This is a genomic window from Priestia sp. P5, from assembly GCF_029522155.1.
Classification (GTDB): domain Bacteria; phylum Bacillota; class Bacilli; order Bacillales; family Bacillaceae_H; genus Priestia; species Priestia megaterium_E.
On record NZ_JAKWFJ010000005.1, the window covers coordinates 80,588 to 102,846 of the forward strand.

Consider the following 22,259-nt stretch of genomic DNA (forward strand, 5'->3'; position numbering starts at 1 on the left):
TAGTTTTTATTATGGCAAAAGTTGAAATAAAAAACACCATGCATTTGCATGATGTTTTAGAAACTGAGTTATTTTTTATATTTGATATTGTAAACGTCATGGCGTCGGTCTTTTAATTGACGAACCGTTCCTGATTGACGCTGGCGGCGAAGAATTTCTAAATCTACATCTCCAATAACCACCATTTCAATATTAGGATTACATTCTCCTACAATACCGTCTCGTGCAAATTCAAAGTCAGACGGTGCAAAAATAGCAGACTGAGCATACTGAATATCCATGTTTTCTGTTTCAGGCAGGTTTCCAACTGTACCTGCGATAACCGTATAAATTTGGTTTTCGATCGCGCGCGCCTGAGAACAGTATCTTACGCGCAGATAGCCTTGACGGTCTTCCGTACAGAATGGTGTAAAGATAATATTTGCACCTTTATCGGTAGCAATGCGAGCAAGCTCCGGAAATTCGATGTCATAGCAAATTTGGATGGCAATTTTACCGCAATCTGTATCAAATACTTCAACTTTATCTCCTGGGCTAATTCCCCACCATTTTCTTTCATTAGGTGTAATATGCACTTTATACTGCTTTTCAATTGTTCCATCTCGGCGGAATAAATACGCAATATTAAAGATATCTCCATTATCTTCTTCGACGAAGTGGGATCCTCCAATAATATTTACGTTATATTTAACCGCTAAGTTAGTGAATAGTTCAATGTACTCTTCCGTATATTCTGCTACGCGCTGAACCGCTTTGCTTGGAATCTTTTCATTCAAGAAAGACATTAGCTGAGTTGTGAAAATTTCCGGGAATACGCAGAAGTCGGCTTTTGCGTCATAAGCAACATCTGTATAATATTCTACCTGCGTTGCAAACTCTTCAAATGAATTGATCTGTTTCATCATATACTGAACAACACAAATACGCACTGGGAATGACGTTTTAAAATGGCGTTTTGAACGGCGAACGTAATCTACATTGTTCCATTCCATCAGCGTTGCATACTTATTAGAAGCTAGATCATCAGGAAGATAACCAGGGTTTATACGCATAAGCGTAAATCCGTTCATTAGCTGAAAAGATAGGACTGGATCATAAATTTTATGATGAATAACTTGCTCTACATATTCTCTAGGCGACATTTCAGCTGAATGCTTATGGTAATTAGGAATTCTTCCTCCGATGATGATACTTTTCAGGTTCAATTCACGTGCTAAATCTTTACGCGCTTCATACAAGCGGCGTCCTATTTTCATGCCGCGATACTTTGGATGAACCATTACTTCAATTCCATACAGATTGTAGCCTTCCGGATTATGATTTGTAATGTATCCTTCGTCTGTAATATCGTCCCACGTATGCTGATCATCGTACTCATCAAAGTTCACAATCAAGCTTGAACAAGATCCGATAATTTCCCCGTCGTACTCTGCACATATTTGTCCTTCTGGAAAAATGGCCAGGTGACTTTCAAGCTGTTCTTTTTTCCACGGATCCATTCCCGGGAATGATAGCTTTTGAAGTGCTAAAATTTCATCTATATCGTCCGGTTTGATGTTACGAATAATCATTTTTTTCTCGAATTTTGATAAATCTATTGTAGACATACGCTAAAACAACCCTTTCTCTCTCTTCATTAGGCAATTAGTTTCCCTGTTTTTTATTATAATAAACATTATTAAAAATTCAAAAAATGAGGTTAAAACATAACAAAATAAATCCAATCTAAAGACGAACAAATGAATGCATTGGCTCGTATGAATAGCTTGTGACAACGCTGTTGATTTCCGTCCAAAACTTCGCTTTCCACGGGAGTCTTCGCCTTGCTCTCCCATCAACTGCTAGAAGAAACAAAACAGATTAAACCTACGTTCACCATAATAAAAAAACGAACCACCAATCAAACATGTTGATCAATGGCTCGTTTTTCACTTAGCTAAAATACTTTTGTCCCAGCCTCATTTTCTATTTGCAAATATCTAATTTTATGGATGTTTTTTTATTAGGATAATTTTCAATAAATCCTGGTCCTAAAGAGACTTTAATGCCATTTATTTTATATACATTATAGCGTTCACCGCGATTTAACGTACGAATCTTTACCCATTTTCCTTTTTCTTCTTTTAACAAAACCATCGGTGATTGAATCGTTACAAAACCAATTTGGCCTTTTGAGAGCTTTTTCGTTTTACAAAGATTCTGGGCGACTGGAGCACTGCTTACTTTGTATTTGTTTTTAACAGCGATTGAATCAAAACTTTGAGAATGAAATTGACCAATAACTACTTTTGTACCGGTTTGAACGCGGTCAAACAGCCAGCGTACCTCTTCATCATACATACGAATGCACCCTGAACTTGCGTAAGTCCCGATAGAACTTGGATTATTATTTCCATGAATAGCATACGTCGTTCCATATGTTCCGCGCGCATTTAATCCTAGCCAGCGATCACCTAGCGGATTCCTAGGATCTCCTCCCCGAATGTTGTCTTTATAATAAGGCCGGTTTTTAATTTTATTCACAATGCTGAAGGTACCCTCTGGTGTATAACTCATCTGCCTCCCTGTCGCAACTTTGAACGTCCTTACTAATTTTCCTCCATCATAAAAAGCAAGGGTGTTAGTAGATTTGTTAATAATAATAAGTTGATTTGACGCCGCAGACGCATTGCCTGTCAGACCCATCCCCGCGAGTAAAAAAATAAGCCCAACAAAAAAAACAGCCACCTTTTTCATTTATTGACTCCCCCAATTTCTCTTATATCTATATAAGAAAAGTATAGGATGAAAGGCAAACCATCAGAACACTTTTTACCTTATAAGTCAAAATACAATAAAATCTTTCACGCACCCCTTTTTACTGACAAGAAGCAATAAATGTACATAACAAAAAAAACGGCCCTTTAAAGGGCCGTTTCATTTGTATTTAAAGCTTCACTTCAACTTTTGCATTTTTCTTAAGTTCTTCAACTTTTTTCTCCAATGCTTCTTGTTTCTTTTGTTGTTCAAGCTGCTGCTTAATTTGTGGCTTTACGTCTTCAAGCTTTGGCATTTGAGATTGTTCTTTACCGCCGCTTGCTTGACTTTGGCTTTGTTTTGCAAATTGATCGTAATAATCTTGAATTTCTTTATCTGTTACTTCTGGTGTTTGGATGTCTTTATCTACGTACTGCTGATATTTAATGCTGTCAGCCAGCTCAGACTTTAATTGTGATTGAGTTAGTCCTGCATCTTTTAAAGCCGCTTTAAACTGTTTATCTGTTTTGAACTGCTTTTTCGTTTCTTTTAACTTTTTATTTACTTCTTCATCAGTTGCTTTATAGCCTTTGTTTTCAGCTTCTTGCAATAGCAGTGTTTGACCTACTAAATTGTCAATTGTTTGCTGCTTTACTTGTTTAGCTGCTTCTTTAGATGTTGGGTCTTGTCCCATTTGTTGGTACTGATTTTGTGATGTAGCCAAGGCTGCATTATATTCTTCACCAGAAACTTTTTTACCGTTTACAACCGCTACGGTTTTCTTCTCATCTACTTTTTGTTTATCTAATTTCTTCTGCATTTCTTTTGCTTGCTTTTCCTGCTTTTCCTGAGCCTCTTTTTGCTTCTCAGTTTGTGCAGTTTTCTGATCATCACTTTTTGATTGCTTTGCATCATCGTTTGAACCGCATGCTGTTAAAGCTGCAGCAATTAACCCAATGAGCAATGTATACATCAGTTTTTTCATGATTAATCTCCTTTCATAATCCCAAACGATTATTAGCTATTCGAAAAAATCATCTAGGGGGCATTGTATATGATATAGGCGTAAAAAGAAACCATTTAGGCTAATTTTAAACATATGTAATAAGATTGAAACGTTTTGTAATCTTATAAAAGATAAATGCTCTTCTTTATACGGCCTGTCTAATCATAACATTATTTAGTATGATTTACATAATTTACAGTACGTTATACATCTGTATTTTTTCAATTTATTTGTTATAAGAAAAGCAATAGTATTTGATTTCATGCTTCTATAAAAACTTTATACGAATTTAACGATATCACAAGTTCTTTTTTTATCCAATTGAAAGCCAAAATTCATTAAAAAAAGAAAAAAGCATGGAATAATCATGCTTTTTTCTTTTCAATTTATGTATGAATTATAAAACGATTCATACGAATACGTAATCAAATTGTTTTCTTTTGCAAAACAATTAATGGAAACAGGAAATAAGAACCCGTATTTTTTTAAAATTGCAATATTTTTTTCGAATTGCTCGCAGTCGCTTTCTTCAATCGGCCGATGTTGAATCGCTTCAATCACGGCAATTATTGTCTGAAGGCTACTAATGACTTGCAATGCTTCATCGAGTAGGCCATTATATAAATGGTCTGTACAATAATCTGGATTTAATAATTCATCAGGATTAAGCTTATCTACAGATACATACCGAGGTAACAAGTCATAGCGAAGCTGTTCAGTCAACTCTTCTATGTAATTCTCCATTTCTGGCGGAGCTGCTTGGGCAATTTTCATGGTTACCCCCCCTTTTTTCTCTTAACTTATGTCTCTCTATTTAGCATAACATAAACATAAAACGAGAACTTCAGGTAGTTATTTCCTCCTAATTATTTACAAGTTCTTTTAAAAGATTAAAGGATATTTACTAGTATGTAAGGAAGGGATTAAATATGAGTATACACGGCCAATGGCTAGAAGATAAAATCGCAAAAAATGATGCAGGGCAAACAATTGAAGATTATTTAAAAACGAAATGGCGTATTCCTAAAAAAACGTTGCATCAGTTTCGGATGAATAAAAATGTGCTTGTAAACGGTGAGCCTTTACCATGGAGAAACACTCTTAAGGAACATGATAAAATGTCACTCCCTTTTTTTGAAGCAGAGCCTAATGAAATAACACCTTACAATGTTGATATAGAGATTTTGTTTGAAGATGAGCATGTACTAATCGTAAACAAACCAATAAATCTAGATACTCATCCTTCATCAGAGCAAGACCAAAAAACTCTTTTAAATGCTGTAGCTGCTTATTTTCAAAAAATAGGCCTCAAAACAAAGCCTAGACACGTTCACCGTTTGGACAGCGATACATCAGGTGCTATCTTATTCACGAAGCATTTTGTAGCAAGCTCTGTGTTTGATCAGCTGCTGGCTGAACGTAAAATTAATCGGACTTATATTGCGCTCGTCCAAGGAATCATAAAAAAAGAGGACGGAATCATCAATGAACCCATTGGACGTGATCGTCATCACGCTACAAGAAGAAGAGTATCTAGAACGGGACAAGCTGCCAAAACACGTTATCAGGTGTTAAAACGCAATACGACAAAAAACGAAACGCTTATTGAACTTTCGCTCGAAACTGGACGCACTCACCAAATTCGTGTTCATATGAGTCACATTGGCCACCCGTTACTTGGTGATACTCTTTATGGAGGAAAGAGATTAAAAGATCAGCAGCAAGCTTTACATGCCATTAAGCTTTCTTTTATACATCCGTTTACACATCAGCGCGTGTCAGCTGTTGCACCTCCAACTCAGCAAGTCTTTGTGCCTTACAGCAAGTTGCTTTCCTATTAAACATAAAAGAGAGGTTAACACACAACTAGCTAAAGGCAAACAATATAGAAGAAATACGCTGAACCGCTTGAGACACCGCTGCTGATTTCCGTGCAAGACTTCGCTTTCCGCGAGCGGCCGGTGAGCCTCCTCGTCGCTTATGCTCCTGCGGGGTCTCACCTGTTCCGCTTTTCCCGCAGGAGTCTTCGTCTTGCCCTCCCATCACCAGCTAGAAGCAGCCACCTACATGAAACTTGCGTCCACCATATCAATAAAAAAATCCGAACGAGTTAAATTCTTTATCAAGAATCTCAATTCATCGTTCGGATTTTCTTTTAACTAAAATACTTTTGTCCTAGCCTTTTTTTCTATTGAATTTTAAACTGACGAATCAAGTTCGCCAATTCTTCACTAATCTCTTGCAGATGTTCAGCTGATTGAGAAACAGTAGAAATAGCTCTAATTTGTTCTTCTGTAGAAGCGGTAATTTCTTCAGTTCCCGCTGCTGATTGCTGTGCAATAGCCGCTATGCTTTGAATGGCCGCTACCACGTCTTCCTTATGCTCATCGATACTGTCCATGCTGCTTGTCACATGTTCGACAGCCGCCGCCACTTGTTCAATCGTAGTTGCAATTTCATGAAAAGCGCGTTCTGTATCTCCTACCACAAAGTCTTGAGACTTTGAAAGCTCTTCTGTACGGTTGCATTCTTCACGCGCAGCAGCGACTTCACCTTGAATCGCTGCAATCGTATGGCGAACTTGTTCAGTGGCCTGAGAGGACTGTTCAGCAAGTTTTCGCACTTCTTCAGCTACTACCGCAAATCCTTTGCCATGTTCTCCTGCACGAGCTGCTTCAATACTAGCATTTAATGCAAGTAAATTTGTCTGATCTGAAATACTATTAATCGTGAAAATAATAGATTCAATTTTTTTCATCTTATTTGTTAACTCTTCCATTACAGCTTGAACAGCGTGAATCGTTTGAGACGATTCAGTGGTTTGGTTGCGAAGGAGCTGCATCTGTTTTAAACCTTTTTCATTGATGCTTACAGCTTCAATCGTCATTTTATTAATCTGTGCATTTTGTTCAATGACTTCTTCAATTTGCGAAGATAAACTCATCGTTTTATGATTAGTAGAGTCAGCGTCAGAAGCTTGCTGCGTGGCACCGCTGGCAATCTCATGGATAGCCCGGCCGATTTCCTCACTGGATGCAGTTGCTTCTTCGGATACGGCACTCAAGTCTTCAACAGACGTTTTTACTGTCTCAACAGACGTCTGAACCGTGCCAATCAATGTTTTCATTTTGGCTACCATATCATTAAATAAATGAGTAAGCTCACCAATTTCATCTTTTGACTTCGTCTTCACCTGAACCGTTAAATCGCCAGCTGTTACTTTGGCTACTTCATTTTTCAAACGGCGAATCGGATTAGTAATAATTCTTGAGAAAAAGATGGTTAACACCACTGATAATAAGATGCCAATTAACGCAATCCAGACAATAACAGTCAGTAAATGATGAGCGCTTGAGAGCATTTCATTATAAATAAAGGCATTTCCTATCTTCCAATTCGTCCCTTCGAGAGTATCATATGCCATCACTCTCTCTTCACCTTGAAAGGTATACTTCATGAAATCTCTATTCCGGTCTGCTTCGTACATTTTTTTCATAAATGGCTGATTCATTAAATTTTTCCCAGCTTCTGTTGGATGAACGAGCGCTGTGCCATTTTGATCAAATAAAAATGCATACCCCCCGTGATTTACTTCTGCTTTACCTACAATGTTTTTTAATGCATCTAAGTCTAAATCAGTAGCTATAACGCCCAGCACATTTTTAGTATCTGGATCTAAAATAGCCTTTGCAATTGTCACGACCGTCTTTTTGGTTGCTGCATCTTCATATGGATCCGTATAAATAACCTCATTAGGTGATTCTACTGCTTGTTTGTACCACACCCTTGAAGTCGGATCATAGTTTGAACCAAACTCTTGTTGAGGAACAGAATACATTCCTTTATTTTTAGTGCCTATGTATTCAAGTGCTAGGTTTGGATACTTTTCTTTAAACTGTGTAAACTCTTTTTGAACTGTGTTCCATGTAAAATACGGATTTTTCTCTTGGTTTGTTTGACCTCCTTCCTGCTTAACAAAATTAACAATTACATCGTTTTCACTATACGTCAGCAAAGAACGACTATACATGTCTAAGTACGTATGAATCGTTTCTTTTAACTCTTTCACTTGACTTTGAGACTGAACTTCTACATCTTTTTCTATTTGCGTTTTGGTAAATTGATAAACAGCCCCTGAAACAACTAATAATAAAATAGCTATAAAAATACTAAAAAATACTACGAGCTTTGCACTTAACCTCTTCATTCCCTCACCCTTCTACAAAAATCTTTATATTACTAATAACGGCTTTTCATTTTCATTTTTGAAGAAGTTTTTGTGATTTATTTCAAATTCCCGCAAAATAAAACCAGCGCATCCTTTCATAACGAAAGAACGTGCTGGTTTTATTTTTGCTTTTCGTATGCATCAGGTTCAATATGAACAAGCGTATCTTTAATTTGATGCTCATCGTTCATCATATGTTCAATTTGATCAGCAATTTCATGGCTTTTGATAACATTTAAATGGGGATCTACTTTAACAGTTACATCAATTACGACTTGATTACCAAGCTTGCGCGCTTTCACATCTTCTACTTCTTTTACACCTTCTACAAGCTCGATGCTTTCTTTGTAGTGCCCTAACTTTTCTTCATCAAATCCGTCCGTTAAGGAATGAGCCGCTTCTTTAAAAATCTCGATGGCTGTTTTACAAATAATAATTCCCACAGCAAAAGCAGCTACCACGTCCAGCCAGGGCAAGCCGAATTGTGAGCCGAAAATTCCCACAACAGCCCCTATACTCACAAGTGCATCAGACAAATTATCTTTAGCAACCGCATATAAAGACTGGCTATCAAGTTTTTTAGCAAGCTTAATATTATATCGGTAGACACCACCCATAACAGCAGCCGCTCCAAGACCTACCCAAGCAGCCAGTAAATTAGGCGCTTCAGATTTGTCCATAAATAATGACTGACCCGCATCGACCAATACTTCTAGTCCGATGACCATCATGATAAAAGAAGCAATAAGTGAAGAGATATGTTCCGCTCTGGAATGTCCATAGGGATGATCATTATCGCGAGGTTTTTTAGAAATCTTTAAGCCGATTAAGACGGCAATTGATGCAATAATATCTGTAACATTATTAAGACCGTCGGCTTTTAATGCAGAGGAAGCGGTGATACCCGCGATAATAAGTTTACATGCCGATAAAAAGATATATGATAAGATACTAACCCAAGCGCCTTTTTGGGCTTGCTCATAGTAGTTCTCCATCCCTTCAACTCCTTTATTAAAAATAAGCAAACTTAGTGTAACAAATGGATTTCGTGTGGGTCTATAGAAACATTATTGGCTGTTAACATACAAATAGAGAATGTTAAACTCTTTAGCTTTCTGCAAAACAAGTTGCCTTTACTCAACACTTTAAACGTTTAAGATCTTTCTAAATGTGGCACTTCATGTAGAAGAACCTTTTTTTAAATCACCCTGTAAAATTGTTTACTATTTTTTAAGGTGTGATTTTTATCACAGCCGAGGGTATTTATTCTTGTTACACTAATATTGTGAAAAACATCACAAAATAAAATTCAAAGGATGATACAAATGAAAACACAATTTACACCAAAAACACGAAAAGTTGCCGTTATCGGAACTGGTTTTGTTGGCTCAAGCTACGCTTTTTCAATGGTGAATCAAGGTATTGCCAATGAATTAGTGTTAATCGATATGAACAAAGAAAAAGCAGAAGGCGAAGCACGCGATATCAATCATGGAATGCCATTTGCCACACCGATGAAAATCTGGGCTGGAGATTATAAAGACTGTGCTGACGCTGATTTAGTAGTTATTACAGCGGGCGCTAATCAAGCTCCAGGGGAAACACGCTTAGATCTAGTTGAAAAAAATGTTAAAATTTTTGAATGCATTGTAAAAGATATTATGAACAGCGGATTTGACGGCATCATTTTAGTGGCAACAAATCCAGTTGATATTCTCGCACACGTTACACAAAAAGTATCAGGATTACCAAACGAACGGGTAATTGGTTCAGGAACGATTCTTGACACAGCTCGCTTCCGCTACTTGTTAAGCGACTATTTCGAAGTAGATTCTCGCAACGTCCACGCTTATATTATGGGGGAACATGGAGATACGGAATTTCCTGTTTGGAGCCACGCGCAAATTGGCGGTGTGAAGCTTGAACATTTTATCAATACTGCCGCTATTGAAAAAGAACCGGATATGCAGCATCTATTCGAACAAACCCGCGATGCGGCTTACCATATTATTAATCGAAAAGGAGCGACTTATTACGGAATTGCAATGGGGCTTGTACGCATTACCAAGGCTATTTTAGATGATGAGAACTCTATTTTAACGGTATCTGCTTTATTAGAAGGGCAATACGGTATTTCTGATGTGTATATCGGCGTGCCAGCTATCATTAATAAAAACGGCGTGCGTCAAATTATTGAATTGAATTTAACTCCTCACGAACAGCAGCAGCTAGAGCACTCTGCTAGCATTCTTAAGCAAACTCGCGACAGAGCTTTTGTATAACATCTAAAGATTTTTGCGGGGGACTCCCCCGCTCCCTTGTTTTAAATATGTAGTAGAGGTGTATGAATATGACGTGGACTCAGGTATATAATCCGTTAGATAATATTTGGCTTTCTGCACTAATTGCACTCATCCCCATTATCTTTTTCTTTATTGCTTTAACTCTTTTGAAATTAAAAGGACATATTGCTGCCGGTATTACGGTGCTTCTTTCTATGATTATTGCTATTTATTTTTATGATATGCCTGCCTCAATGGTTTTAGGAGCCACAGGCTATGGGTTTCTGTATGCACTTTGGCCCATCAGCTATATTATTATCGGAGCGGTGTTCTTATACAAGCTAACTGTCAAAAGCGGACAGTTTACTACCATCAGACAATCTATTATTTCAATAACCGATGACCCCCGCTTGCAAATGCTGCTTGTTGCTTTTTCCTTTAATGCTTTTTTAGAAGGGGCAGCGGGATTTGGAGCTCCGATTGCCATTACAGCAGCGCTTCTAGTTGGACTTGGGTTCAAGCCGTTAAAAGCAGCAGCGCTATGTTTAATTGCTAATACAGCTTCAGGAGCGTTTGGCGCCATGGGGATTCCTGTAATTGTCGCAGGACAAGTATCTGGCATAGATCCAAAAGAAATTGCTCATTTTCTTGGCACGCAGCTTCCGATTATTTCTTTTCTTATCCCTTTTTTACTTGTCTTTATTATGGATGGGATAAAAGGATTAAAAGACGTATGGAAAGCAACGAGCATCACAGCCGTTTCCTATGCACTGACACAGTATTTAACTGTTACATACATCGGCCCTGAACTTCCAAATATCACATCTTCTATTGTGAGTTTGCTTGCTCTTGCTTTTTATATTAAACGAATAAGCCCGGCAGCAGCTAAAGGCTTCAGCCTGTCACCAAAACAGATTTTAAAGGCTTGGTCTCCTTTTATTCTCTTAACGATACTCGTTACGGCTTGGAGCATTTCTTTTGTCAAAACGATGCTTGAACATATGAACCTGCTTATTAACGTCCCATTTTTACACAATCACGTAATTAAAGCAGCGCCTTTAGTAAAAAATCCTACGCCTTACGCTGCTATCTTAAAAATAGACGTATTTGCAGCAACAGGTACAGCAATTCTTATCGCTTGTGTCCTTTCAGTTTTCTTGCTTAACGTATCACCAAAAGTGGCATGGACCACTCTTTTAGAAACCGTAAAAGAATTATCAAAACCTATTATTACTATTATGATGGTCATTGCTTTTGCTTTTATTTCAAATTATTCAGGACAGTCTTCTACACTTGGATTGGCGCTCGCTACATCAGCTGCTTATTTTCCATTTTTATCTCCATTTCTTGGCTGGATTGGCGTATTTCTAACTGGGTCTGTCGTATCAAATAATGCGCTGTTCGGCAACTTGCAGCTAACTACAGCTCAGCAAATTAATGTCTTGCCAGTTATTCTCGTAGCGGCCAATACTGCCGGCGGCGTGATGGCTAAAATGCTTTCTCCTCAATCAATTGCCGTCGCTGCCGGAGCAGTGGGACTGGCTGGAAAAGAAAGTGAACTGTTTAAATACACGCTCAAATACAGCATGGGATTTTTGATACTAGGAGGATTTGTTACCTTTTTATTGGCTTGGTGGTTATGATAAAAAAGCGCTAAAAAACTGTTATTACCTTGTTTCTTTCATTTAAACAAACGTTTGATTATATAAAAAAGTCCCCAGTTAGCGCTTGGGACTTTTTTTATTCTGAATTTCTCCTCTTTGAGGGGGCATCTCCTGAAGATCTCTGTACTTCATACCTGCTATTCCACTTTTTTCACTATGTGTAATGCCTTTCATCATTTCGCCTCCGCTTAATCTACCCTACTAAAAAGCTGAAAATGGCAAAAGAAATATGCCTAAAAAAGAAAAAAACAGTTTTCACATTCACTTTTTCACCGTTTTATCTTTATTTTTCTGTATCGTAAAGGTATTAAGTTTCTTTTATTACAGTTTTGTTACAAACAATCCTTTTGTAACAAAAAGATTAAAAAGCAGAAAGGAACGCCTAAAAACGTTGATAAATCAGCATTTAACTGGTAATTCCCTTACTATATCTATTTTAGAAACTAGCAAAAAACTAAAAAAATTTAAGAAAAAAAGACAAAACACTTTCTTTTATTACAGATTTATTGTAATATAAATGTAACAAAAGAAATATAAAACACATAATTGTTACATAAATAAGGTTAATTAACTAGGAGTGAGTTAGAAATGAAAAAAATTGGACTAGTTTTATCATCAATCGCTATTTTCTTTACACTAAGCACTGGAGTTACAGCACAAACAACATCTACAACACTAACGGATGCAAATGCTGTCAAAATTGCAGCTAGTGCCAGCAATCATTTCTGGAGTGCTCTGCACGGTTATAAAAACAAACCATGTACAGAACGTACATTTGAATATAAAGGAACTGAGTACGTGTATCTTTGCCCTGAATTTGATACAAAAGCTGAGCTATCAAGCTACTTATCTGAGACATTTACAAATAGTGCAGTAGAAAAAGGATTAACAAATTACGGCTATATCACATATAATGGCAAACTTGCACATCCAATCGGCGACGGATTCAGCATGTTAGAGTGGTCAAAAGCAAAAACAAAGCTTGTGTATCAAACAGCAACAGTTCGCTCTTATGAATTCACAGTTCCAACTGTAGATGGCGGCAGCGTAAAACGAACTGTCACATTCTATAAATCTAATTCTCAGTGGAAAGTAAATAAATTTGACGCTGTTCAATAATAAAAAAAGCAGGCCTGCTTGAGCAGACCTGCTTTTTTCTTTTTGATCGATAGCATAAATAAAACTTCTACTTACAGCGCTCTAATAGCTGTAAATAGAAGTTGAGATCACAAGTTTAAGTAAATCAAATTTTGTCGAATCCTGTAGAAACAGTGATAAGTTACGTTTTATATTACAGGCTAAATTGCTTATTGTCAACATAATTCAGCAAAAAGATAGGGCAATATATTCAGAGCATAATAAAGACATTAACTTGGATTTTGTTCATGTTCCTCTGGGTTATCATGTACAGGATGCGCGCCTGGAAATAATCTTTGCGCTTTTTCATGAAGATTTTTGTTTTCATAATTAAATGCGCTATACGTTCGCTGCCCTTCTTCCCATGAAGTAGATTTCCCCAGTTTTTGATTAACAGGAGAGCCGAAAGGACCGTCTGGAAATTCTTCAGCGGTTATATACTCATGGCTTTTTTCTACTGTAGAGAAATCATCATACGATGGTTGTTTGTCTTCTTTCAATGATTTCACCCCTTCTTTCTAGAAGATTTTCTACTAGTATGCACACTTCTTTGTAAAAAACCCTCTTAAATTAGTCTAAATCAGGGTATGATAACTATACATTTATTTTTAAAAGGAGTTGAACAGCTTGGAACCTAGACCTCAGAAAGGAACTTTTTTCCGAGAAAAAATCTTAAATAATAAATTTGTTGTATATACAATTATTATTTTTATTCTCAGCATGACTATTTTTTCATTATCAAAAATCGGATTTATTTTAATTCCTATCTCTATTTTTATTAAAACAATTGCACTGCCGATTATCCTAGCAGGAATTTGCTTTTATTTATTTAATCCGCTTGTTGACTTTTTAGAACGAAAAGGTGTAAAACGAATTATTTCCATTCTTGTTTTATACATAGTGATTATCGGCGCATTAGCCATTATTATTTCATCGGTTATTCCGCCTCTAAAAAATCAAGTTGACCGTCTTATTGATAATATCCCAGAGCTGACGCATGACGTTCAGCATGCGGTGACGAACCTTTCGAATAACCGATATGTCGAACAAGGTCTTCAGTCGGCTAACACGGACCTAGATAAGATTTCCAAAGATGCATCAAAACACTTGAGTAAATATGTTTCTGGATTTTCAAGCGGTATTGTAAACTTTGTCGGCACCATTACAGAAATTATATTATCGGTTGCCGTTTTACCCTTTATTCTTTTTTACTTATTAAAAGATGGGAAAAACTTACCTAATTATATTGTAAAACTGCTTCCAAACCGATCTCGTTCTGAAGCTAAATTCATTTTAGCCGACATGAACCACGCATTAAGCGCATATATTCGCGGGCAAATTTTTGTTGCGATTTGTATAGGTGTACTGCTTTTCATTGGCTATCTGATTATTGGGTTAGATTATGCATTACTTCTAGCGATTATCGCCATGGTAACCAACGTTGTGCCTTACCTTGGTCCTATTATCGCCATTATCCCAGCCATTATTATTGCGTTTATTACCTCTCCTTTCATGCTTGTAAAACTAGCCATTGTCTGGGCAGTTGTTCAATTGCTTGAAGGTAAAGTAATATCTCCGCAAATTATGGGAAGAAGCCTAGACATTCACCCGATTACAGTCATTTTTGTCATTCTAACCGCCGGAAACTTATTCGGAATCATCGGTATCATTTTAGCCGTCCCTGGATATGCCGTTTTAAAAGTTATTATTACGCATATTTACCAATTTATCCGTTTGAATTCTACTATGTATCCAGATAAAAAAGCATAATAAAAAGCCCATCGAAAATCGATGGGCTTAACTTTTTACTTTTGCTCTTCTTCATCTTCACGATCAAACCAAAGGAGCTCTTGATCATCTTCATCTCCATTATAGTTGATGAGAATTTCTTCTCCTGCTTGGATATCCGTATATGCATAAAAATCAAAGGTATGATTGTCAAAATTAATTTCATACGTAGCATTGGGTGTATACGAGTGATTAAACAGCATACCGTATCCCAAAAGAATAGCCGTATGATTCACTCCATATTCAAAAGCATAATCCGCTAGTGTTGTTTTCTCAATAAAATCATGCTCTTTATTAGGATAAGCGATAACAGGGGCTTCGTGAATAAGCGTTCCTTTTTTAATATCTTGCTTAGCAAATACACCTCTGTTAAATTCTCCGTCGCTTATCGCAGACGCTTTTATTTCGATCATATTCGTCACCTATATATTCTTTCCTCTAAGATTTTTTTCTTCCTTAAGCTTGACAGTTTCTAATGGGGAAATCAACTGTTTTTCATAACCACTTGAATATAAGCTGAAAGAGCGCTTATCATGCACACTTGTGTAAGCACTTACCTTGTTAGAAATACGCAATTTGATTTTATTTTAGACATGGAAAAGCAATGACCTTGCGCATAGCGCTTTTTTGAGCCATTCAACATGTGAAAAATCGTTTTTCTCTGTGATATAATCGTTTATGCTGCTTTTTTATGTTAATCTATGACTCTTATTACCAAATTTATCTCATGTTAGAAGGAAAGTTTTAAATGAACTTAAATCATGACAAAGATGGTGTAACGTATGCAGTCCTTTCTTATCTAATGTGGGGGTTCACGCCAATTTATTGGAAGCTGGTTCACCACGTAGCACCAGGAGAGATTTTAGCTCAGCGCGTTTTTTGGTCTTTTATTTTTATGCTTATTCTTTTATTGATAACAAAGAACTGGCGTACATACATTACGTTTGTAAAAGAAATAATGAAGAAACCATCCTTATTCTGGTCCCTTTTTACTGCGTCTGTACTTATTAGTGCAAATTGGGGCATTTTTATGTGGGCTGTCATTGATGGAAAAATAGTAGAAGCGAGCCTTGGACAATATATTAATCCCCTAACAAGTCTTTTATTAATCGGAAGTGGAATGGTCACAGCTCTACCACTCTTATTATTCACAAAAAGTGCTAAAAAAGTATCATTATCAATGCTTGGTATTCTTCAATATATTTCACCAACCTTATCTCTGCTAGCAGGAGTAATTCTATACCATGAATCGCTAACAAAAGCTCATGTTATTGCTTTTAATTTTATTTGGTTAGCTCTTATTATTTATACGTTTTCATCTATTGCTAAATGGGAGAACAAAAAACACATAAAAAATAAGATAGAAGCCTAACAGAAGCATACATTTTCTTACGTATTATTTCTAAACAAATTGGGCTGAAAGGAGCGAGCGATATTTATGAAACAAATCATTGACTCTCATATTCACCTCGATCAATATGAACCGAAAAGCTGGAAAGAAATAATAGAGAAGGATCCTTCGTTAAAAGCGCTTATTTCTGTATCTTCCACATTACACTCTTGCCAACTTAATCAAAAAATTAGCCAATTGTATTCCTGCGTGAAACCCGCCTACGGATTTCATCCTGAACAAATGCTGCCTTCTTCAAATGAATTAGCGGAACTGTTTGCCTGGATTGATCAAAACAATGAAGAAATGATAGCTGTTGGGGAGGTTGGTCTACCTTATTACTTAAGTCAGACATACACTCTTTCTCTAGAGCCCTATTTGGAGCTGCTTGAAGCTTTTATTGTTCATTCAAAAAAATGGGGTAAACCGTTAATTCTTCATGCTGTATATGAAGACGCTGAGATCGTATGCGACTTATTAGAAAAACATTCTGTGTCTAAAGCTCACTTCCACTGGTTCAAAGGAGCTAAAAAAACCGTTGAACGAATGAAAAACAACGGCTACTATATTTCAGTTACACCCGATATTGTATATAAGCCTAAAATCCAAGCGCTTGTCATGGAATACCCTCTTGACTACTTGATGGTGGAAACAGATGGTCCGTGGCCATTTGAAGGACCTTTTCAAAACCACACAACGGTTCCATCAATGATACATCAGTCCGTTCAGGAAATAGCACGTCTCAAAGGAGTTTCTGTAACGGAGACATATGATTTTTTATATCAAAATACGTCTTGTTTTTATAGTCTCTCCATATAAAAGGCCTTTCCCTAAGGAAAGGCCTTTTATATCTAAATTCGTTTCACAAGTTTTACGATTAGCACAATCACTGCAATGACAAGAAGAATGTGAATGATGCCGCCGCCAATATGAAAAACTAATCCTAATAACCAAAAAATAAATAAAAGTCCAATAATCGTCCACAACATAATTTTTTCTCCTTTTTTATATGTAGTATTTGTTATAATTTTATATTTCCCTAAATGTGCATAAATAAACGCATTTCATATACATCTTTTCACTGAGGAAGGTTCACATAATGTACAAAAAGCACTCATGTTCTCTGTGATAAAATAGGTATGTAATCTTATTTCATTTAAACTATAGCGGAGATGATTAACTATGACGTGGATTGTATTACTTTCCATCATTCTTGTAAGTGCACTCAAAATATTAATAACGTGTCTTCCAACTCCAGTGGTCAAATGGCTTATGACTAAATTTCAATTACACCCAATACTTGATGATCAAAACGTTACTGTCACAGTTGATGGGAAACATCTAGAAGGCAAAGATAAAATGCAAGTGATTGATTATTTTAATAAAGCAACATTTTTAAAACAATATTATGTCCATGAAGGAAATAAGGACTATTATAAACACCTAGAAGACAGTGAAACTCCACTGGTTATCGATACGAAAAAAGGAAAAAACGATGTTCGATTATGCGTATACAGTTATCATGATCACGTCGATGTCGTAAAACAGTATAAAAAGAAAATTATTGCTTACAGCCTGCTGTCTGATCACCTTCAAAAGCAGTCCATAACAGCTGACCTAGCTTAAACCAGTCGCCTACAAGGCGGCTTTTTTAGTTTTTAGTTTTAGGTTGAAGCTACCTTATTTAAAAATACCAAACTTTAACATTAATTCTAATGCTATAATATAAATTAATAGAATTTTCTAACTTTTTAAGAGGTGATGGATAATGCTTTCTTTGTTAGGGTTTGGAATGATTGCGACTTTTCTTTCTTTTCAAATGGGCCTTTGGGACAACTATTGTCATGACGATTACAGCCATTTCAAAGAATGCTATTTCCTTTTAGAATACTACCATAAAAAGGAAGCCGACTACCATAAGGCAGTCGGCTCACACATGTAGGATATTGATTTAACACTAACAAAGTACAACACAACACTAGTAATTATATAATATATTTCATTATTTTGAAAGCGATTTCATATATATTTTTAAAAATATTTTGTTATTTGTTTTTCATAGAAAAAAACCACGCTTCAGCCAATTCGAAACGTGGTTCTTTTCTGTAAGGACTTGCCCTACAGGCTATAAATGTAAGTACGCTTATTATAGCATGAGCTCTTATCTAGATTCTATGGTAATTACTGTATAATATCGTTACATTACGACTGGTTGTATTTTTCTGTCCATGTGCAGCGTATTCCATGGCTCTTCCTGTTCAGCAAGCCTTTCGATAAAACCTTGTGAAGTCCAAAATGGGATAGCCCCCGGTAAAAAAGGATGAGTATGCAGATACAACGTGTCATAAAAATGATTTTGAGCAAATTGTTCCACTGCTTTTAACAGCTGCTGTCCAATGCCTAGACGCCGGTACGCTGGATCGACATAGCATTTTACAATCTCAGCTGCAGTTTTATGTTCATATTGCTTTTTTAATGCATGAAACCTTCCATCGTAAGCGTATAAACCAATTGTTCCAATTACTTGTTGATTTTCCGTAACAGCTGCAAAAAAAGCAGCGTCTTTCGCTTGAACGTAATGTTCATTAAAATGAAGCAAATCCACAGGAAGCTGATTTTTTTCCAGCATAGGAAATAGCTCATTCCGCATATTCATGACAAACTGAACCACTTTCGCATCCTTTTCTGTTACTTCTTTAATTTGATACATTTGTACTTCTTGCACGTTTACTGTCACATCCTTTTATCTATCATTGTATACTTTCTCGTTTTCCTATAGGAACAACAATATTGACTACGGCGTTACGTCTAAATGCTGAGTCAGCATATAATACTCACTTGGATTTGTTGTCCAATTTTTCACTTGTTGATTATAAGCAACAACAATGTTTGGATGTACAATCGATGATGTCAGCATTTTTCTATTAATCAAAGCGGTTGCTTGCTTGGCTAGCTGATTTCGTTTTGCGTCATCTACGGTTGAATTTAACTGTTCTATCATTTTTGTTAGCGTATCGTCATTAATCCGACTGGCATTTAAACCACCGCCCGGCAAATAGTTCGTGCTTAAATAATAGCTGGCATCCCCTCTAGGTGCTGTGATAAGGCTGTACAATGCTAAATCCCAATCATCTTTTGCCATTACATATTCATCGCTATCTTCAACTAGGTGAATCTTAATAGTAATTCCTAACTCTTTCGCATTAGACTGTATAAGCTGAGCAATTAAAGGCAGTTCTGGCAGAGAGCTGTATGTGACAAGAGAGAGCGATAGTGACTTTCCATTTTTGATTGCTTTGTCATTTTTGATTTGATAGCCTGCTTTCTCTAAATATTTTCTAGCAGATGTCATACCTCTTTGCTCGTTAGCAGTATTATCAGCAAAAGGAAATTGAGGTAAAAATGGACCTCGAGCCGCTGCCGCTTGATTGTTCATTATGCTACTGACAATTTCTTTTCGGTTCAATAAAGTATCGATAGCTTTTCTTACATTTTCGTCTTTTAATGAGTCATTGGTTTGATTATAAAGCAATAAATGAGTACGCACACTAGGTACTCCACTTACTTTGAAAGACGAATTCGCTTGTAAAGTGCTCAAGCTTTCTAAAGGCGGCCGATAAATAATATCCGCTGTCCCGGACTGAAGAGCCGCAACTCGCGCATTAGCATCTTCGTTAAATGCAAAGATCGCATTTTTCAATTTCACTTTTCCATTCCAATAATGTTCATATCTTTCTAACTTCACTTGATTTCCTTGATCGAAAGTCAAAACGTGAAATGGTCCTGTACCAATGGGCTTCTTAGCTATATTAGAAACATCAACATCTATAATAGCTGTGTTTGGATGCACTAACTCAGAAGGAAATTTAGGCATTGGTTCTTTTAATGTAATTGTCAGCGCATGACTGTTCGCTTTCATTTCTTTAATATTTAAAGCGTTTTTCATCGCATAGCTTTGATCTATCGTTCTTTGAAGAGAAGACTTAACGGCATTTGCATCCAGCGCTTTTCCATTTTGAAACGTGATGTTCTTTCTTATCATAAATGTCCATGTAAGGCCGTTATCTTTCGTTTCCCACTTTTCAGCAAGCCAAGGCTTTATTTTTAAATCGTCGCTGATTTTAACGAGCGTCTCCCCTACTCCCGCACGAACTGCTGTATAATTATCGTCCCTATGAGGATCAAGCGTTGCAGATGTAAAATTAAATAAAAACGTCACACTTTTATCCGTTTTCTTTCTTTCTTTTATACTTACGCTCTCTTCATTAGGAGCGCAAGCAGTGAGGCAAAGTAACACGAGAAATATCATAGATACGAGTTTTTTATTATTTATCATTGATTTTTCCACCTTCTATTTTAATACACAAAAAAGCACTTCTAAAAAGAAGTGCTTGTCTTCACAACAAATTCAGATAAACGTATCCCTTGTTTATCTTATTTTTGATTCTGCCAAAACACCTCCCTATCCTCGTAGGTTATTGTGTGCTGAGATTTATGGCAGGTCTCCTGGCTTCAAGTCATTGCCTTATACCGCCTTCCCGTCTCTAAATAGACAGTGGCTTTTTGACATAAGGCTCCTTGTTACAGTGGCGGGACCGCTCCGGATTTGCACCGGATTCCCTTTTAAGGCAATTGAAAAACAATTGCTACCATAAAAGCTGGTTATTTAATTTAGTAGCGTGCTCTTGAAACTCTAGAAGTAGAAGCTGATGGTGAAACATCTTCATCATCAAATCCAGTGGCAATAACGGTTACCATCATTTCGTCCTTTAAATCTTCATTAATCACAGATCCAAAAATCATATTTAAGTCCTGATCAGAAGCGGACGTGACAATATCTGCTGCTTCCTGTACTTCGTAAAGACTCAAGCTGCTGCCGCTCGTAATGTTCAACAGCACGCCTCGTGCTCCATCAATCGATGCATCTAGCAGCGGACTAGAAATCGCTTTTTTCGCTGCTTCAATTGCCCGGTCTGATCCGGAAGCTCGTCCGATACCCATAAGCGCAAATCCTTGATTAGACATGATTGTTTTTACATCAGCAAAGTCAAGGTTAATCAGCCCCGGCACAGCGATTAAATCTGAAATACCTTGAATACCTTGGCGAAGAACATTATCTGCTTCACGGAATGCTTCAAGCATAGGCGTCTTTTTATCGACAATTTCAAGCAAGCGGTCGTTTGGAATCACAATAAGGGTATCTACCGATTCATTCATCGCAGTAATACCGCCTACTGCTTGCTTCGTACGTTTATTTCCTTCAAACTTGAACGGGCGAGTGACTACTCCAATTGTTAAAGCATTTAGTTCACGGGCAATTTGGGCAATAACCGGAGCTGCTCCAGTACCAGTTCCTCCGCCCATGCCAGCTGTTACGAATACCATATCTGCGCCTTGCAGTACTTCTTGAATTTGTTCTCTGCTTTCTTCGGCTGCTTCTCTTCCCACTTCTGGATTAGCTCCTGCACCTAATCCTCGCGTTAAGGCCGCACCAATCTGCATTTTCACATCTGCTTTAGATAAGTTAAGCGCCTGAGCATCCGTATTAACGGCGATAAATTCTACTCCTTGTACACCGTGTTCAATCATACGGTTAACGGTGTTATTTCCTCCACCGCCGACCCCAATTACTTTAATTCGCACCAGTGGCGATACATCTGCATCAAATCCAAACATTCTAAGTTCCTCCTCAATGATCAAAATTACTTTCTCTTATTATCCGAAAAAACACGTGAAGAACCTTTTACTCCTATGTTTAACGCGTAACTGTTCTTTTGTTTTACAGATTTTATACACTTCTCTTTTAACCTTTAAATCTTTACATCTTTATGTAAATTTATTGTTGTTCTAAAATTAGTACGCCGAACTCTTTTATGGTTTTTCCACTCAAAATGGCATATAAGCTTATTGTATCATTCATTTGACAGATGTCTGTATTTAATTTTGAGTAAGATGTGACTAAGAGAATAATATTTTTATAGACAAAATGAGAAAAAGCCCTTAGAAATAAGGGCTTCTCTAGATAATA

At 36.9% G+C, this 22,259-nt stretch carries 22 protein-coding genes and 1 riboswitch; of the genes, 9 read left to right on the forward strand and 13 right to left on the reverse strand.

Features of this window, described 5'->3' with window-relative positions:
- Nucleotides 1–68 precede the first annotated feature (68 nt).
- The 4 genes from MMB69_RS24590 to MMB69_RS24605 all read right to left on the reverse strand — a co-directional run bounded on the left by MMB69_RS24590 (nucleotide 69) and on the right by MMB69_RS24605 (nucleotide 4,516).
- A complete protein-coding gene (locus MMB69_RS24590; RefSeq protein ID WP_013055260.1) occupies nucleotides 69–1,607 on the reverse strand; it encodes a carbon-nitrogen hydrolase family protein in 1,539 nt (512 codons plus the stop codon).
- Nucleotides 1,608–1,965: 358 nt separating this feature from the next.
- Complete coding sequence (locus tag MMB69_RS24595) at nucleotides 1,966–2,736, reverse strand: L,D-transpeptidase (RefSeq protein WP_098433062.1); 771 nt, start codon at nucleotides 2,734–2,736, stop codon at nucleotides 1,966–1,968.
- A gap of 190 nt (nucleotides 2,737–2,926) precedes the next feature.
- The gene (locus MMB69_RS24600; RefSeq protein WP_025752999.1) at nucleotides 2,927–3,721 is read right to left on the reverse strand and encodes a SurA N-terminal domain-containing protein; all 795 of its coding nucleotides are present in this window, start codon (nucleotides 3,719–3,721) and stop codon (nucleotides 2,927–2,929) included.
- Nucleotides 3,722–4,123: 402 nt separating this feature from the next.
- Entirely contained in the window at nucleotides 4,124–4,516 is a 393-nt protein-coding gene (locus MMB69_RS24605; protein WP_264408857.1) for a YhcU family protein, read from the reverse strand.
- Between the two features lie 155 nt (nucleotides 4,517–4,671).
- On the opposite strand from MMB69_RS24605, the gene MMB69_RS24610 reads away from it, so the two are divergent.
- Nucleotides 4,672–5,583: an RluA family pseudouridine synthase gene (locus MMB69_RS24610; RefSeq protein ID WP_221785175.1), complete on the forward strand. Its 912-nt coding sequence runs from the start codon at nucleotides 4,672–4,674 to the stop codon at nucleotides 5,581–5,583.
- A 25-nt stretch (nucleotides 5,584–5,608) separates the two neighbouring features.
- Here the strand turns inward: MMB69_RS24610 and MMB69_RS24615 are convergent, their stop codons facing one another.
- From MMB69_RS24615 to MMB69_RS24625, 3 genes are all read right to left on the reverse strand, one after another.
- A complete protein-coding gene (locus MMB69_RS24615) occupies nucleotides 5,609–5,788 on the reverse strand; it encodes a hypothetical protein (protein ID WP_221785176.1) in 180 nt (59 codons plus the stop codon).
- Nucleotides 5,789–5,930: 142 nt separating this feature from the next.
- Nucleotides 5,931–7,949, reverse strand: coding sequence for a methyl-accepting chemotaxis protein (locus tag MMB69_RS24620; RefSeq protein WP_277448563.1), 2,019 nt, complete (start codon nucleotides 7,947–7,949; stop codon nucleotides 5,931–5,933).
- A gap of 140 nt (nucleotides 7,950–8,089) precedes the next feature.
- Entirely contained in the window at nucleotides 8,090–8,965 is an 876-nt protein-coding gene (locus MMB69_RS24625) for a cation diffusion facilitator family transporter (RefSeq protein WP_098332951.1), read from the reverse strand.
- 330 nt (nucleotides 8,966–9,295) lie between these two features.
- Here MMB69_RS24625 and MMB69_RS24630 point away from each other — a divergent pair, with 330 nt between their 5' ends.
- From MMB69_RS24630 to MMB69_RS24640, 3 genes are all read left to right on the forward strand, one after another.
- The gene (locus MMB69_RS24630; RefSeq protein ID WP_013081626.1) at nucleotides 9,296–10,252 is read left to right on the forward strand and encodes an L-lactate dehydrogenase; all 957 of its coding nucleotides are present in this window, start codon (nucleotides 9,296–9,298) and stop codon (nucleotides 10,250–10,252) included.
- A 62-nt stretch (nucleotides 10,253–10,314) separates the two neighbouring features.
- A complete protein-coding gene (locus MMB69_RS24635; RefSeq protein ID WP_221785179.1) occupies nucleotides 10,315–11,895 on the forward strand; it encodes a lactate permease LctP family transporter in 1,581 nt (526 codons plus the stop codon).
- A 609-nt stretch (nucleotides 11,896–12,504) separates the two neighbouring features.
- Nucleotides 12,505–13,035 carry an IseA DL-endopeptidase inhibitor family protein gene (locus MMB69_RS24640; protein WP_013055250.1) on the forward strand — a complete coding sequence of 177 codons (531 nt, stop codon included), beginning with the start codon at nucleotides 12,505–12,507 and terminating at the stop codon, nucleotides 13,033–13,035.
- A 248-nt stretch (nucleotides 13,036–13,283) separates the two neighbouring features.
- On the opposite strand, the gene MMB69_RS24645 is transcribed toward MMB69_RS24640, so the two are convergent.
- Entirely contained in the window at nucleotides 13,284–13,553 is a 270-nt protein-coding gene (locus tag MMB69_RS24645; RefSeq protein ID WP_014461729.1) for a hypothetical protein, read from the reverse strand.
- Between the two features lie 127 nt (nucleotides 13,554–13,680).
- Between MMB69_RS24645 and MMB69_RS24650 the strand changes: the two genes are divergently transcribed.
- Nucleotides 13,681–14,823 carry an AI-2E family transporter gene (locus MMB69_RS24650; protein ID WP_013081622.1) on the forward strand — a complete coding sequence of 381 codons (1,143 nt, stop codon included), beginning with the start codon at nucleotides 13,681–13,683 and terminating at the stop codon, nucleotides 14,821–14,823.
- A 35-nt stretch (nucleotides 14,824–14,858) separates the two neighbouring features.
- Here the strand turns inward: MMB69_RS24650 and MMB69_RS24655 are convergent, their stop codons facing one another.
- Nucleotides 14,859–15,254, reverse strand: a complete 396-nt coding sequence (locus MMB69_RS24655; protein WP_025753011.1) for an SET domain-containing protein — start codon at nucleotides 15,252–15,254, stop codon at nucleotides 14,859–14,861.
- A gap of 335 nt (nucleotides 15,255–15,589) precedes the next feature.
- Between MMB69_RS24655 and MMB69_RS24660 the strand changes: the two genes are divergently transcribed.
- Entirely contained in the window at nucleotides 15,590–16,213 is a 624-nt protein-coding gene (locus MMB69_RS24660; protein WP_269871632.1) for an EamA family transporter, read from the forward strand.
- A 66-nt stretch (nucleotides 16,214–16,279) separates the two neighbouring features.
- A complete protein-coding gene (locus MMB69_RS24665) occupies nucleotides 16,280–17,050 on the forward strand; it encodes a TatD family hydrolase (RefSeq protein WP_221785181.1) in 771 nt (256 codons plus the stop codon).
- Nucleotides 17,051–17,082: 32 nt separating this feature from the next.
- On the opposite strand, the gene MMB69_RS24670 is transcribed toward MMB69_RS24665, so the two are convergent.
- Nucleotides 17,083–17,220, reverse strand: coding sequence for a lmo0937 family membrane protein (locus MMB69_RS24670; protein WP_013055244.1), 138 nt, complete (start codon nucleotides 17,218–17,220; stop codon nucleotides 17,083–17,085).
- Nucleotides 17,221–17,413: 193 nt separating this feature from the next.
- Between MMB69_RS24670 and MMB69_RS24675 the strand changes: the two genes are divergently transcribed.
- Nucleotides 17,414–17,857 (forward strand): YfmQ family protein, encoded by a 444-nt coding sequence (locus tag MMB69_RS24675; protein WP_277448565.1) that lies wholly within the window; start codon nucleotides 17,414–17,416, stop codon nucleotides 17,855–17,857.
- Between the two features lie 142 nt (nucleotides 17,858–17,999).
- Nucleotides 18,000–18,173 (forward strand): hypothetical protein, encoded by a 174-nt coding sequence (locus MMB69_RS24680; protein WP_269871633.1) that lies wholly within the window; start codon nucleotides 18,000–18,002, stop codon nucleotides 18,171–18,173.
- Nucleotides 18,174–18,428: 255 nt separating this feature from the next.
- On the opposite strand, the gene MMB69_RS24685 is transcribed toward MMB69_RS24680, so the two are convergent.
- From MMB69_RS24685 to ftsZ, 3 genes are all read right to left on the reverse strand, one after another.
- Complete coding sequence (locus MMB69_RS24685) at nucleotides 18,429–18,956, reverse strand: GNAT family N-acetyltransferase (protein WP_221785182.1); 528 nt, start codon at nucleotides 18,954–18,956, stop codon at nucleotides 18,429–18,431.
- A gap of 69 nt (nucleotides 18,957–19,025) precedes the next feature.
- Nucleotides 19,026–20,567: a nickel ABC transporter substrate-binding protein gene (nikA, locus tag MMB69_RS24690; protein WP_221785183.1), complete on the reverse strand. Its 1,542-nt coding sequence runs from the start codon at nucleotides 20,565–20,567 to the stop codon at nucleotides 19,026–19,028.
- A 143-nt stretch (nucleotides 20,568–20,710) separates the two neighbouring features.
- Nucleotides 20,711–20,900: riboswitch (cobalamin riboswitch) on the reverse strand.
- Nucleotides 20,901–20,902: 2 nt separating this feature from the next.
- The gene (gene ftsZ / locus MMB69_RS24695; protein ID WP_013055240.1) at nucleotides 20,903–21,907 is read right to left on the reverse strand and encodes a cell division protein FtsZ; all 1,005 of its coding nucleotides are present in this window, start codon (nucleotides 21,905–21,907) and stop codon (nucleotides 20,903–20,905) included.
- Between the last annotated feature and the right edge of the window lie 352 nt (nucleotides 21,908–22,259).